Below are 13,844 nucleotides of genomic sequence, written 5' to 3'. Positions count from 1 at the left end.
AGTGCGGTCTGGTGCCCTCACCCCTCACCCTAACCCTCTCCCCAGAGGGGAGAGGGGACTGCACGGTGCGCTCTTTATCTCCCTCGCCCCTTTGGGGAGAGGGCTGGGGTGAGGGGAAAAATTTTAGCGAATCACCTCATAAATGGCAGTCTGAATGGACTGCCATTTTTTCGTGGCGGCATCCGGCTGTGACTGCGCGCGCCGTGTGGCCATGTCGAGATCGTGCTGCTGGCGTTTCACCACGGCAGGCACGGTGCAGAACGCTTTGAGATACTCTTTACGTACCGAGGTCAGAGACTCGCCGTTCGACATGGCGTGGCTGAGCGTGTTGATAAAGCGGCGACACGGCTTCTCTTCCACCATGTTCTGCCGGTAGCGTAACATCAGCTCCAGCACATCGTCATAGCCTGCCGACATCGCCTCTTCGGTCCAGGAGAGCTTCCAGTCCATACCGCCCTGCAAAAACAGCAGGGTCACGCGGGTATCGTTGCGGTTAATGGCTGAGCGGAAATTGTTCTCGTCCCAGGTCACCCCCATGCGCGTGAGCGTTTCGCGCGAGGAAGGCGTCTCGCGCATTTCCTGCGGAGGAGCCGCTTCAGCCGCGCTGGCGGTCGCAGGCTGCGGTTTGCTGCTGGTCACCAGCCAGAATCCCCCCGCCACGATGGCAATCACCATGACGCCAACCGCCCCCCATAGCGCACCGGAAATAAGCTGCTCGCGCTGTTCGGGGCTACGCGGCGCGCGCTGGGTCGGCTTTTCAATGGTGTCACGGACTTCAAACAGATCCCCACCGGTGACCCGATCCATTTTCTGCGCCTTTTCCCAGAAGGTATGCAGTTCGCTGGCATCTACCGCCATAAATCCGGCCGGATTGACGCGCGTTCTCCCCTCTTCAAATGCGCGCTGAACGGGCCGCGCGATCTGCGCGTAGTAGTTATCCAGCAGCTGAATTTGCGCCGAGCTTAACGTTTTCTGAACGGTGATGCTGTTGCGGATTTGCCGAATGTCGTCGAGGAAGGTTTGCAGAGTTTTACGCGGTTCAACCAGCAGCGTCAGCATGGACGGGTCGCTGAACAGCGAAGCGTAATAGCGGCTGAACTCTTTTTTATCCACCAGCATCTGCGCCAGTTCACTGAACATCATGCCGCTCAGAACATCGTTGATCTCACCAAGCTTCAGCCAGCGCCGTACGCGGTCAGCGTTAAACAGGGTCTTAAGATGGTTGTTCAACCGCACCTGATCGGGCCAGGCCTGCTGGATGAGCCCTTTAATCATCAGCTCAATCGCGCGTACCTGCTTTTGCGCCTGCTGCTGCTGAAGTTCGCTTCCCGGCGCCAGGTCCGTGCTGTAGGTCAACAGCGGCTGCTGCAGGCGAAGGTGTTCCAGCGCGGTCACAAACCGCATCGCCGCAATAAGCTGGTTTTCACTCACATCCTGTCCGCTTTCATACTGCGGAACGCGCTGCTGCAGCAGGCGCAGCTGGAGCGTAAATTCCGACATCTCGGCATCATTCAGGTTGAGTTTTTTCGCAACGGCTCCCCAGCCGCCCAGAGCCAATCGCGCGCTGTCGAGTTGTTCCAGGAACCAGCGTGGATCTTTGCCCTCAGAAGCATGTACATTCAGAAGAAGTAAAATTTCCACCGACGCATGGCGAATGACCGCCAGACAGTGTTCGAACTGTTCGCGAATATGATGTGATGTGCTGAGAGTCATTGTTTTCCTTAAGCGACAACGAAGACATCCGAAATGGGCACGAGACGGCCTTTTTTCTTTTTATTTATACGCGGTTAACCATACCTGACTTTCTGTTGAAATAAAGTGACAACCCTAAAATCATTTAAAATGTTTCAGGAGAATCTGAATGCCAGTTTTAATTACCCCTCGCCTTACCTGTTCGCCCCTGCAGGAACAAGACTGGCCCTTTTTTCTGGCGCTACAGCAGCATCCCGACGTCATGCGCTTTGTGGCGGAAGACCGCCCCGTCGCGGCGATCCGCGAGGCGTTTGATTCGCGCCTGACGCCCTGGTCACCGGGCAGTGCGCACTGGCTTTGTCTCGTCGTGCGAGACACCGACTCCCAGGCCCCGCTGGGCGTTACCGGGTATATTCATCGGGAGGAGGACTGTGCCGAAGTAGGCTTCCTTTTCGCACCCGAGGCGCAGGGGAATGGTTACGGCTTTGAGTCCCTGAACGCGCTTTGTGATTACGCTTTTCATCAGGGCGGTATACGTCGACTCACCGCTACCGTTACCGCGGGGAATACCGCTTCAAGACGCCTGCTGGAAAAAGCCCGCTTTCGCCTGGAAGGCGAATTACGCGAGAGCTATTACCTTGCGGGGCGCTGGCAAAATGACTGGTTATTTGGTTTATTACAGCAGGAATACCTGAATAATAATTCCTGATCAACAGCCATTTGGCGGATATATCTCGAACGTCGTTTCCTCTACAGTGTCGCTATTAAGAGGAAACGAATATGAAAGGTCATGCGCTGAAAATATCTTCTGCCGCCATTGCGTTAATAAAAAAACATCAGGGTCTTTCTCTTGAGAAATATCGTGACGAAAACGGATTATGGGTTATCGGCTATGGTCACGAGATCCGCGATCGGGCGCATTTTCGCGGTCCCATCACGCCTGCCGAGGCAGAAGATTTGCTGCATGACGATATTCAGCTGTGTGAGGCGCTGCTGCGGGAAAGTGTGACGCATCCTTTAACCCAACAGCAGCATGATGCGCTGGTTATGATGATATTCAGCTTCGGCGAGATGCCTTCGCTCCCAAACGCGATTTTTCAGGCCGTTGCACGGGTATAGTACATGGCAGCCTGCGTTCTGTTTTTTACCTCCAGCCGCCGGAAAAGCGCCTCGAGGTGCGCTTTTACCGTGGCCGCACTGATGTTGAGATTGCGTCCAATCTCTTTGTTTGACTCCCCCGCCGCCAGCAATTTCAACACGTCGCGCTGACGCTCGCTAAGGGATAATAACGCCTGAGGCGACGACGGCAGGCTGACCCACTCTCCGGGAAAACAGACCATCCCTCTGGACACTGAATCCAGCACGGCGGAAAACCGCTCGGGGTGGGCATTTCGGGGAATGATGGCCATAACGTTTCGCTGCCGCAATTGCTCAACCCATCTGGCCTCTTTTTTCGCCAAAATCAGAATCACGCGTATCGCCGGAAAGCGTTGCAGCATCTCTTCCAGCAAAGCGATCCCGTCGTCCTGGATTACGTTCCCGTCAATCATGACGATAGCTGACGGTGAAGCGGAAACCTGCGCCCATAAATCGTCTGCCTGACAGGTCCCTGTCATATCTATTTCCGGAATTAGCGCCTGAAGACTGTGTATCGCTCCGTGAATAAAAAGTGAATGCCTGTCAAACATGATTACTCGCATCGTTTTTCTCCCTCTGAGAATAGCGAAGAGGGATTCTACAGAGGGGTGATTTAAGAAAAAACTCAACGAATGGAGACGTTACAAATCCCCCCGAGTTCTTTATATCTGCCCGTATTTAGACACATTCATGTTAAGGATTTCCTTAAGGGGTTCCTTCCCCTTACGCGCGTGCATCACAGGAACATACCGCCTGACACTTCAATACGTTGCGCATTCATCCAGCCCAGCTTATCGCTGAGCAATGCCGCAACGGCATCGCCAATATCGTCCGGCAGCCCTACCCGTCCCAGCGCCGTCTGCGAGGCCAGCAGCTGATTCAGCTCCGCGTTGTCGCGCACGCGTCCGCCGCCAAAGTCAGTTTCAATCGCGCCCGGCGCGATGATATTGACGGCGATCCCGCGCGCCCCCAGCTCTTTCGCCTGATAACGCGTCAGCACTTCCATCGCCCCCTTCATGGCCGCGTAGGTCCCTGAGCCCGGCTGGGTAAAGCGAGCCAGCCCGCTGGAGACGTTGAGGATCCGTCCCCCGTCGTTAAGCAGCGGCAGCAGGCGCTGGGTCAGGAAGAAAGGTCCTTTGAAATGAATGTTCAGCGCCTCATCAAACTGGGCTTCCGTCGTGTCGGTATAGGGCGCATATAAACCCGTCCCGGCGTTGTTCAATAAATAGTCAAAGGTTTCACGCTGCCAGACGGTTTTAAGGGTGTCCTGAAGCTGTCGGGCAAAATTATCAAAACTCGCGATATCCCCGACGTTCAGCTGTAATGCCGCTGCGTTGACGCCTTTTTGCTGAATTTCATGCACAACGTCCAGCGCTTCCTGCTGGCTACGGTTGTATGTCAGGACGATTCCCGTGCCGTCCGCCGCCAGCTTTAACGCAGCGTTTTTACCCAGACCGCGGCTACCACCCGTCACTAATGCGATACGTTCACTCATCATATACCTCGTTTTGGCTGTTAAGGAGATTGAGAAAGAGCTTATTAGGTGATAGAAAATCAATAAAGATGGGTTAAAACGCTTCACTGTTTCAGCAGCAACAACAATGAGCTTCCTCTATGGATAAAATTCAAGCAATGCAGCTATTCGTCCGCGTCGCGGAACTCGAGAGTTTTTCCCGCGCGGCCGAAACATTAACCCTGCCGAAAGGCAGCGTTTCACGACAAATTCAGGCCCTGGAAAACCGGCTTGGCACCCAGCTATTGCACCGCACCACGCGCCGCGTCAGCCTGACGCAGGACGGCATGGTCTATTACGAGCGGGCAAAAGATCTGCTGGCAAACCTTGATGAACTCGACGGCATGTTTCAGCACGATCCCTCCAGCATCAGCGGCCGTCTCCGCGTGGATATGCCCGTCGGCATTGCTCGAAATTTAGTCATCCCCAAACTGCCTGCTTTTCTGCAGCACTATCCGGGCATTGAACTGGAACTCAGCAGCAGCGATCGCCTGGTGGATGTGATCCGTGAAGGGTTTGATTGCGTCGTCCGCGTCGGCGCGCTGAAGGATTCAGGGCTGATTGCCCGCCCGCTGGGCAAGCTGTCGGTGATTAACTGCGCCAGCCCGGATTATCTGGCGCGTTTTGGCTACCCGGAAACGTTGGACGATTTAGGCTCGCACGCCGTGATCCACTACGCCGCGATGCTGGGAACCCGCCCGCAGGGCTTTGAGTTTTATAACGGCAGTGCGACCCAGTGGATAAAAACGGGCGGGGTGTTAACCGTCAACAGCACGGAAACTTACCAGGCTGCCTGCCTCGCCGGGCTGGGCATTATTCAGGTTCCTCGGGTTGGGGTGCGTGATTTACTGCGCACAAAGAAGCTGATTGAGATCCTCCCGCAATACCGGGCCGAACCGATGCCTGTCTCCCTGATTTATCCCCACCGCCGCAACCTCTCCCGACGGGTCCATCTGTTCATGGAGTGGCTAACCGAACTCACAAAAGCTTACGTGGACTAGTCGCAAGCTATAATTCAAAAACACATCCAGCTCAACGAAAAGGAAAAGACGCGTGACGCCGGAAAACAACCCGCAACGACCCACCCAACAATTAGAGTATGAGCCCGTCAAAAAGATGGAAACCGGGCCTGAAGAGGCCACCTCGCCAGGCACCACCAGCAAAGCGCTGGGGACCGTCACCGGCCTCGCCGCGAGAATTCAGCAGTTTCCCATGGTTGCGCATCTGATACGCGCAACCGAGCGTTTTAATGACCGCATGGGAAACCAGTTTGGTGCCGCCATCACCTATTTTTCCTTCCTGTCGATGATCCCGATCCTGATGGTGTCGTTTGCAGCGGCAGGTTTTGTGCTCGCGTCGCACCCGACGCTGCTGCAGGATATCTTCAATAAGATCCTGAATAACGTCAGTGACCCGACCCTGGCCAGCACGCTCAAAAGCACCATCAATACCGCCGTTCAGCAGCGTACTACCGTCGGCATCGTCGGTTTGCTGATTGCCCTATACTCCGGCGTTAACTGGATGGGCAACCTGCGCGAGGCCATTCGCGCCCAGTCGCGCGACGTCTGGGAGCGTAAGCCGCAGGACCAGGAGAAAATTTGGATTAAGTATCTCCGCGATTTTGTTTCGCTGATTGGCCTGCTCGTCGCGCTCATCGTGACGCTTTCCATTACCTCCGTGGCGGGCTCGGCGCAGCAGATGATCATCTCCGCGCTTTACCTTGATTACATCGACTGGCTGAAGCCCGCCTGGCGCGGCATTGGGCTGGCCATTTCCATCTTCGCCAACTACCTGCTCTTCTTCTGGATCTTCTGGCGCTTGCCCCGCCATCGTCCGCGCAAGAAGGCGCTGATCCGCGGCACGTTGATTGCGGCGATCGGCTTTGAGGTCATCAAAATCGTGATGACTTACACCTTACCGTCACTGGTTAAATCCCCTTCCGGCGCGGCGTTTGGCTCGGTGCTGGGGCTGATGGCGTTCTTCTACTTCTTCGCGCGTTTAACCCTGTTCTGCGCGGCGTGGATTGCCACCGCCGAGTACAAAGACGACCCGCGAATGCCGGGCAAAACGCACCGGTAACCCCGCTCTCGGGCTGAAATTTCAGCCCGATTCATCATTTCAGCATATAAATCCAGTCCGTAACTTTTATTTAACCGAAAACCAGTTTAATTGACTGATATTTAAAATCTGTGAAGCATTTCATAGACGTGTTTTGGCTGGACTGAAAATTATCCGCTTTTTGTTGCTTTTATCACCAGCGCGCGGCTTTGTTACAGATTGAAATGTCGCTTTTGCTGTGCGTAATATGGCCTTTCGTTCGACAAAAATAAGAAAATATTATGCAAGCAACAGCCACCACACTCGACTCGGGAACGGAAAACGTTCCGGTAAACTCGCGCAATAAAGTTGTCGTCGCATCGCTGATTGGCACCGCCATTGAGTTCTTCGACTTTTATATTTATGCCACCGCCGCGGTCATCGTCTTCCCGCATATTTTCTTCCCGCAGGGCGATCCGACGGCGGCCACGCTGCAGTCTCTGGCGACCTTTGCCATCGCGTTTGTTGCGCGTCCGATTGGCTCTGCGCTGTTTGGACACTTTGGCGATCGCATTGGCCGCAAAGTCACCCTCGTGGCCTCGCTGCTGACGATGGGTATCTCCACCGTGGCCATTGGTCTGCTGCCGACCTATGAAACCATCGGCATTCTGGCGCCGGTCCTGCTGGCGCTGGCGCGTTTTGGTCAGGGTCTGGGCCTGGGCGGTGAATGGGGCGGCGCGGCGCTGCTGGCCACCGAGAACGCTCCGGCGCGCAAGCGCGCGCTGTATGGCTCATTCCCGCAGCTTGGCGCACCGATTGGCTTCTTCTTTGCCAACGGGACGTTCCTGCTGCTCTCCTGGCTGCTGACGGATGAGCAGTTCATGAGCTGGGGCTGGCGTATTCCGTTTATCTTCTCAGCCGTGCTGGTGCTGATTGGCCTGTATGTGCGCGTTTCTCTGCATGAAACCCCAGTTTTCGCGAAAGTGGCCGCGGCGAACAAGCAGGTGAAAGTGCCGCTGGGTACGCTGCTGACCAAACACGTCCGCGTGACCGTGCTGGGCACGTTTATCATGCTGGCAACCTATACGCTGTTCTACATCATGACCGTCTACTCCATGACGTTCAGTACCACCGCCGCGCCGGTTGGGCTGGGGCTGCCGCGTAACGAAGTGCTGTGGATGCTGATGATGGCGGTGATAGGGTTTGGCGTGATGGTACCGATTGCGGGCCTGCTGGCGGATAAATTCGGTCGTCGTGCGAGCATGATTACGATCACCACGCTGATCATTCTGTTTGCCCTGTTCGTCTTCCCGCCGCTGCTGGGTTCCGGTAGCCCGGCGCTGGTGATGGCCTATCTGCTGATTGGCCTGAGCCTGATGGGTCTGACCTTCGGCCCGATGGGCGCGCTGCTGCCGGAACTGTTCCCGACGGAAGTGCGTTATACCGGTGCTTCTTTCTCTTATAACGTCTCGTCTATTCTGGGCGCGTCCGTTGCGCCGTATATCGCCACCTGGCTGCAGGCGAACTACGGTCTGTTCTATGTAGGCGTCTATCTGGCGGCCATGGCGGCGCTGACGCTGATTGCGCTGCTGCTGACGCACGAAACTAAGCACCAGGCTCTGTAAGCTAATGCCGGGCGGCGGCTACGCCTTACCCGGCCTACGATTCAAATGTAGGCCGGGTAAGCGCAGCGCCACCCGGCGAAACAGGCCGCACCTTACTTCTTCATCTGCGACAAAATATTCCGGCACTGATTCGCTTCGCCTTCTGACGGTGAAATCAACGCCAGCAGCGCGGCGGCTGGGGTAACCAGCGTCGCAAGCGCCGCTGCCACCGCGCCACGCGCAATCAGCGGACCGGGCTTCACGCCCGCCTGCGGATTTTTGAAGGTCCCGCGCACGTAAAGCGGCGAGCGCAGGGTGATGATACGGATCCCCTTACTTTCCGGGTCAATCGTCAGATCAAGCTGCTCCGAGGCCATGCTGGCGGTACCGGTCACGTTAATCACCGCGTTTTCCGTATCGAAGGCAAAAATCTGCGGGCGCGCCACGCCGTTAACCAGATCCAGATTGGCCGCCGCGCAGTTCACCCGCACCTCGTCATCACCGAAGATCTGCCCGATAACGAAATTACCCACGTTCAGCCCCAGGATCTCCATCAGGTTTCGGCTCACCAGCCCGTCGTTCATCAGCAGCTTCAGGTTACCATTGCCGCTGCCCAGCAGCGCCGCTACTGAGTTCCCCACGCCGCGAATGTCGGCATCACCGTTCATTTCACCGAGGGTTTTCTGCATCAACTCTACGTTCGGCATCAGCTCTTTCAGCTTCAATCGACGCGCCTGGATCTCCGCCCGCCCCTGCATCGGCTTCTTATCGCCTTCCAGGTGAATGTTCGAGGAGATCGTTCCGCCCGCCATGCCGAACTTCAGCGGCTGCAGGCGCAGGTCGGCGTTTTTGAGGAGAATATGGGTCGAAAGATTGCTGATGGGCAACGTACTGCCATGTTCAATTTTTCTACCTTTGAAGCGCACGTCCGCGTCCATCACGTCCCACTTATCCGTCTCAAAGCGGTCATAGGGCAGCACTTTCCCGGCTGGCTGGAGATCTTTCTTCACCTCTTTTGACTTCGTACCTTTACCGGAATCGACGCCGATCAGCGGGCCCAGGTCGGCCAGACGCAGCTGACGAGACTCAACATCCCCTTCCAGTTTCGGGCGCGGTTTTCCGGTGGTGTAGGTCAGCGTGCCGTGGATGTCACTGTCGCCGATGCGGCCGTTGAAATCCCGGTAGTCAAAAACGGACGATTTTTCGGTGTCGATTTTGGCGACCAGATGCCCGTCCGTTTCGAACGGCGGGGTATCCGGCAGCAGTACGCCGGTCAGGTCATACAGCTCGCCCAGCGAATCACCGGCAAATTTGAGCTGAAGGTCGACGCCGCCCATGTTCATCGGGTCGTTGACCGTGCCCACGAACGCCACGCGGGTGTTACCGGAACGGAAGTCCGCCTGCACCGGGAAAGGCGTGCCTTCGCTCCGCAGCGCCAGCATACCGCCTATTTTCCCTTTACCGCTGAGTGGCTGATCGTTGTAGCGTCCTTTTGCCGTCAGGCCGAAGACATAGTCACCTACGCTTGCCGCGTCGCCTTTTGCTTTCGTGCCCGTAACCTCGCTAAACGGCAGCGGTTTGCCCAGCGGATCGACCAGGATCTCCACATCCGCCTTGCTGACCTTATCGTCGATGGCGATCCGTCCGCGATCGAAGAGAATATTGTCGAGACGGAATGACCAGGAAGACGGCTGGGCATTCGGATCCTTTTCGCCGTCGCTGGCAAGGTTAAACGTCCAGTTGTTGTTTTTTTCTGAGAGTCGGATCAGGCGCGCATCGGGCTGCTGAAGCTTGATCCACGGCAGATAGACCGTTTTGGTGAGGAGCGCCAGCGGAGCCAGCGTGGCTTCAACGCGCGGCAGGTGGATCATTGTGACGTCCGGGATATCCGGCGGGTTGCCGAGGATGATGTCGTCGGCATGGACGTGTGGCCAGGGGATCCAGCTTCGCCAGCCGGGCTCCTCTTTCTGACGCTCCCACACCACCCCTAAATCCCCGCGTATGGCGAAGGGCCGGTTCAGTTCGGTTGAGACTTTCTGGTTGATGGTCGGCTTGAGACGGTTCCAGTCAAACGTCGCAATAATGATGGCGACGACCACGATCAACAACAAGAAAATCCCTGCTGTCCAGGAGATTACCCTGGTTGTTCTTGTCATTTTTATCCCCTTTCCTGATGACCTGTTCTGTAAAACTATAGTCCAGACAAAGGGAAGCGGGCTTATCAGAGGGTCGTTATAACGTTATCGAGGCGATCCATGGGTACCGGGCGAGAGAGATAATAGCCTTGCGCCGCCGCTGCGGGAGAGTTTTGCACATCGCGCCACTCTTCCAGCGTTTCCACACCTTCAACAATCACGCCCTGGCAATAGCGGTTCATCAGCTGTAATAACAGCGTAAACAGATTCCGCCCTTCCGGGGTCTGACGCAGCATAATGAACAGATCGCGGGCCACTTTAATGTAGTCGTAGCGTACTTCACTCAGGGCGGAAAAATTCGCCATGCCGGTGCCAAAGTCATCCAGCCACAGCGGGCCGTATTCGCATATTGAAGCAAACGAGGAATCCTGCGGCAGGCGGACATGCTCCACCAGCTCAAAACGCATCCACGGCAGAGTGGCGATCAGCTCCTGCAATTTCGCGTTCTGGCGCAGCGCCAGCAGGGTTGGGCCATCGACGTTCACCGAGGCGAGGATATTATGCTGTTCGAAAAAGGACTGCTTCGTCGCCAGCATACGAAGCTGCTCTTCCAGCACGTCCAGACGCTGGCGAACGGCAACTTCGGCAAAATAGCGATCCGGCGCGATGCGCTGAGTAGGGTTTGAGGGGTGCGTAACGACGGTCAAAATTTCAATTGCCATCAGTCGACCATCTGTTCGATAGATCGGCTGATAGGTGTACGCACGCTCACATTGCAGCCAGTAGCGATGCTCCTGCAAGTTCTCAATACTTGCCTCAGGCGTAGTGCTCAGCCGCTGGATAACCTGCTCTGACTTCATTTCAGATGTCCTGTTGTTGGGATAGCCTTTCTGGACTCGTCACAGGATTATCGGCGCGATAATTGAGAACTTTATGTTCAATTCACCGGGAAAATGAAATTAAGATGACAGAAATAGGCGGGAACACGCGCTGGCTCAAATAAAATAATGGAACGTTGTTTTAATATAGTTGACCGGTTAATTCACTCAGCGCACACTGCTGATAATTCTTCTGTTCAGGTTCACGACTATGTCCAAAAAAATTGCCGTGATTGGCGAATGTATGATTGAGCTGTCACAAAAAGGCGCGGAAGTCAGCCGCGGATTTGGTGGCGATACGTTAAACACCTCGGTTTACATTGCCCGTCAGGTTGCGCCTGACGCGCTCACCGTGAACTACGTTACCGCTCTGGGAACGGACAGCTTCAGCCAGCAAATGCTGGAGGCCTGGCAGAGTGAACATGTTGAAACGTCGCTGATTCAGCGTATGGAAAACCGCCTTCCGGGGCTTTATTACATCGAAACCGACAGCACCGGCGAACGCACGTTTTATTACTGGCGTAACGAAGCCGCGGCCAAATTCTGGCTGGAGAGCGACGCGGCCGCGGCCATCTGCGAAGAGCTGGCGACATTTGACTATCTCTATCTGAGCGGCATTAGCCTGGCGATTTTAAGCCCCGCCAGCCGAGAAAAGCTGCTCTCGCTGCTTCGCGAATGCCGTGCAAACGGCGGGAAGGTTATTTTCGATAACAACTACCGCCCGCGCCTGTGGGCCAGCCGCGAAGAGACGCAGCAGGTCTACCAACAGATGCTGCAGTGCACCGACATCGCCTTCCTGACGCTCGACGATGAAGACGCTCTGTGGGGTGAGAAACCGGTAGCGGACGTGATTGCACGCACGCAGGCGGCAGGCGTGAGCGAAGTGGTGATTAAGCGCGGTGCGGATTCGTGCCTGGTTGCGGTGGCGGGGGAAGCGCTGGTTGACGTGCCGGCGGTGAAGCTTGCCAAAGAGAAGGTGATTGATACCACGGCGGCAGGCGATTCATTCAGCGCGGGCTATCTGGCGGTACGTCTGACGGGTGGAACGCCGGAAGCGGCGGCACAGCGTGGGCACCTGACGGCCAGCACGGTGATTCAGTATCGCGGGGCGATTATTCCGCGCGAGGCGATGCCTGTTTAAGTAGGGTGTGGGCTGATGCCCTCACCCTAACCCTCTCCCACAGGGAGAGGGAATGGTTAAGCATTACTGCCCCTGCGGAATATCCGTCGCGTCCGGATGTAAATCATCGGCCGTGGCGGCCTGCGAAGGCTGCGGCGCGGTAGCCATAATGGAATCCCAGGTCTTCTGAAGTTCCTTCATGTCATATTCCGGCTCGCCCTTCGGTTGCAGGAGGATCAACGCCATCTCCTGCGACAGCTGCTGACGGAGATCCTGATTGAGCATATCGACGGTCAGACCGTTCAGGAAGTCCTGACGAAGCTTCTGGTACTGTTCCGGCGCAATGTCCACTACCTGATTCTGCAGGGAACGAATACGCTGGCTAATCAGAATGTCGGTATCGGCGCGAGCATAGGTTGCAAACAGCTTCTGCAGCTCGAGTTTTTTCTGCGCCACAAGAGCGTTGAATTCCTCTTCGGAAAGCCCCTCTTTACGCACTTTTGCCAGCTCTTTCGCAACCACACCCAGATTGGCATTCAGCTTATCGCCCGGCGATTCAACGTTAATGGCGCACTGCGCGCGCTGGAACAGCACGCGGCAGTCAAAGCCAAGGCCGATATTCTTCACGTTGTTCTTACTCAGCGTCTGCTGAACGTGCCAGAACAGCGCTTCACGCGCCAGATCGGCACGCCAGTAGCGCAACATCGCCGCGGACTCACGGATTGGCTGCCAGGCGTTGTCCCACATGATGGAGAGGCGATCCTGACGCACGGCATCCGTCATAATACTGACAGGCTCTGCACGCAGCGGAGAGAGCGTTGGGACAGGGGCTGGCGTTTCACGCTTGCCTTTCAAATCACCAAACGCTTTGTTGATCTGCTCCACCACCGCGCGGCTGTCCACGTTACCCACCACGATCAGCGTCATCGCGTCCGGGGTGTACCACTTCTGGTAGAACGATTTTACCTGTTCAGCGTCCACCGGCTGTTTCAGCGGTTCGGCCGGATCGTGTCCCAGTAACGTTGAGCCCTTCAGGCGGTAACGCCACCAGCCCTCTTTGGTATCCCCAGGCCAGGTCGCCACCATGTCGCTGTTGCTCAGCGCATAGTTGACGGTGTCCGGCGTAATCGCCAGATTGCCAGAGGCATCGGAGAGATACGTAAGCGCTTCTTTAAGCAGGTCGTTACGGTTGTTTGGCAGGCTCAGGTTAAACATGGTGTAGTCATACGAGAGAACCGCCGGTGGGAGCGGGCGTTTCGGATCGATGGCCTGCTGCCAAAGCGAACGCACCTGAACCGCTTGCAGGCTGCCGCTCTGCGTGAGCGCCAGCCGGGGAATAAAATGGCTAAAACCGGTTTGCTGAGTGCTTTCCGAGAGGGAACCGGTATTAATGGACAGACGGATTTCAATACGGTCACTGGGACGTTGCGGAGTGGCTAACACCTGCCACTGAAAACCGTTCGCTAATGTCCCTTGTTGCCAGGCCGGGTCTGGCTGGAGCGCATCTGCCTGCACATAACTGGCTGCTGCCATCATCAGCAAACCGCCGGTTAAGAGTCGAATTTTTGTGCCCTGCATGTGAACCCCTGATCAACATTCCTGGTTAAAAAAGAGTGTTTCGCGACGCGCTTCACTCTTAAAGATGACGATGAAAACACGTCGATTAGACCGCGCGTTCGGCAAAACGTCACGGTCAGAAGTGAAATATACCCAAAAAAATCTTGTCGA

The 13,844-nt window shown here is 56.0% G+C and carries 12 protein-coding genes; 6 read left to right on the top strand and 6 right to left on the bottom strand.

Annotated features, from left to right (window positions below; all coding sequences use genetic code 11):
* Positions 1-123 precede the first annotated feature (123 nt).
* The gene (locus V4835_RS01535) at positions 124-1,713 is read right to left on the bottom strand and encodes an STY4199 family HEPN domain-containing protein (RefSeq protein ID WP_331411059.1); all 1,590 of its coding nucleotides are present in this window, start codon (positions 1,711-1,713) and stop codon (positions 124-126) included.
* A gap of 148 nt (positions 1,714-1,861) precedes the next feature.
* On the opposite strand from V4835_RS01535, the gene V4835_RS01530 reads away from it, so the two are divergent.
* Together V4835_RS01530 and V4835_RS01525 are read left to right on the top strand one after the other, a co-directional pair.
* Positions 1,862-2,401, top strand: coding sequence for a GNAT family N-acetyltransferase (locus tag V4835_RS01530; RefSeq protein WP_331411057.1), 540 nt, complete (start codon positions 1,862-1,864; stop codon positions 2,399-2,401).
* A 71-nt stretch (positions 2,402-2,472) separates the two neighbouring features.
* Complete coding sequence (locus V4835_RS01525; RefSeq protein WP_063144293.1) at positions 2,473-2,811, top strand: lysozyme; 339 nt, start codon at positions 2,473-2,475, stop codon at positions 2,809-2,811.
* On the opposite strand, the gene V4835_RS01520 is transcribed toward V4835_RS01525, so the two are convergent.
* Positions 2,790-3,392 carry a response regulator transcription factor gene (locus V4835_RS01520; RefSeq protein ID WP_331411056.1) on the bottom strand — a complete coding sequence of 201 codons (603 nt, stop codon included), beginning with the start codon at positions 3,390-3,392 and terminating at the stop codon, positions 2,790-2,792. The genes V4835_RS01525 and V4835_RS01520 overlap by 22 nt on opposite strands.
* Positions 3,393-3,565: 173 nt before the next feature.
* A complete protein-coding gene (locus V4835_RS01515; protein ID WP_063144295.1) occupies positions 3,566-4,324 on the bottom strand; it encodes an SDR family NAD(P)-dependent oxidoreductase in 759 nt (252 codons plus the stop codon).
* Positions 4,325-4,443: 119 nt separating this feature from the next.
* On the opposite strand from V4835_RS01515, the gene V4835_RS01510 reads away from it, so the two are divergent.
* The 3 genes from V4835_RS01510 (at position 4,444) to V4835_RS01500 (ending at position 8,004) form a co-directional block, all read left to right on the top strand.
* Positions 4,444-5,343 (top strand): LysR family transcriptional regulator, encoded by a 900-nt coding sequence (locus tag V4835_RS01510; protein WP_331411055.1) that lies wholly within the window; start codon positions 4,444-4,446, stop codon positions 5,341-5,343.
* Between the two features lie 52 nt (positions 5,344-5,395).
* Complete coding sequence (yhjD, locus tag V4835_RS01505; protein ID WP_331411054.1) at positions 5,396-6,421, top strand: inner membrane protein YhjD; 1,026 nt, start codon at positions 5,396-5,398, stop codon at positions 6,419-6,421.
* Positions 6,422-6,681: 260 nt separating this feature from the next.
* Positions 6,682-8,004 carry an MFS transporter gene (locus tag V4835_RS01500; protein WP_063144297.1) on the top strand — a complete coding sequence of 441 codons (1,323 nt, stop codon included), beginning with the start codon at positions 6,682-6,684 and terminating at the stop codon, positions 8,002-8,004.
* A 92-nt stretch (positions 8,005-8,096) separates the two neighbouring features.
* On the opposite strand, the gene V4835_RS01495 is transcribed toward V4835_RS01500, so the two are convergent.
* Entirely contained in the window at positions 8,097-10,139 is a 2,043-nt protein-coding gene (locus tag V4835_RS01495; protein WP_331411053.1) for an AsmA family protein, read from the bottom strand.
* Between the two features lie 65 nt (positions 10,140-10,204).
* A complete protein-coding gene (pdeH, locus tag V4835_RS01490; protein WP_063145651.1) occupies positions 10,205-10,978 on the bottom strand; it encodes a cyclic-guanylate-specific phosphodiesterase in 774 nt (257 codons plus the stop codon).
* Between the two features lie 229 nt (positions 10,979-11,207).
* Here pdeH and V4835_RS01485 point away from each other — a divergent pair, with 229 nt between their 5' ends.
* Positions 11,208-12,137, top strand: coding sequence for a sugar kinase (locus V4835_RS01485; RefSeq protein WP_331411052.1), 930 nt, complete (start codon positions 11,208-11,210; stop codon positions 12,135-12,137).
* Between the two features lie 63 nt (positions 12,138-12,200).
* On the opposite strand, the gene V4835_RS01480 is transcribed toward V4835_RS01485, so the two are convergent.
* Entirely contained in the window at positions 12,201-13,694 is a 1,494-nt protein-coding gene (locus V4835_RS01480) for a M16 family metallopeptidase (RefSeq protein WP_063145653.1), read from the bottom strand.
* Positions 13,695-13,844: the final 150 nt, after the last annotated feature.

This window comes from Enterobacter cloacae complex sp. CARB60, assembly GCF_036487345.1.
Classification (GTDB): Bacteria; Pseudomonadota; Gammaproteobacteria; order Enterobacterales; family Enterobacteriaceae; genus Enterobacter; species Enterobacter asburiae_D.
This window is presented reverse-complemented; position numbering and strand designations above follow the sequence as displayed.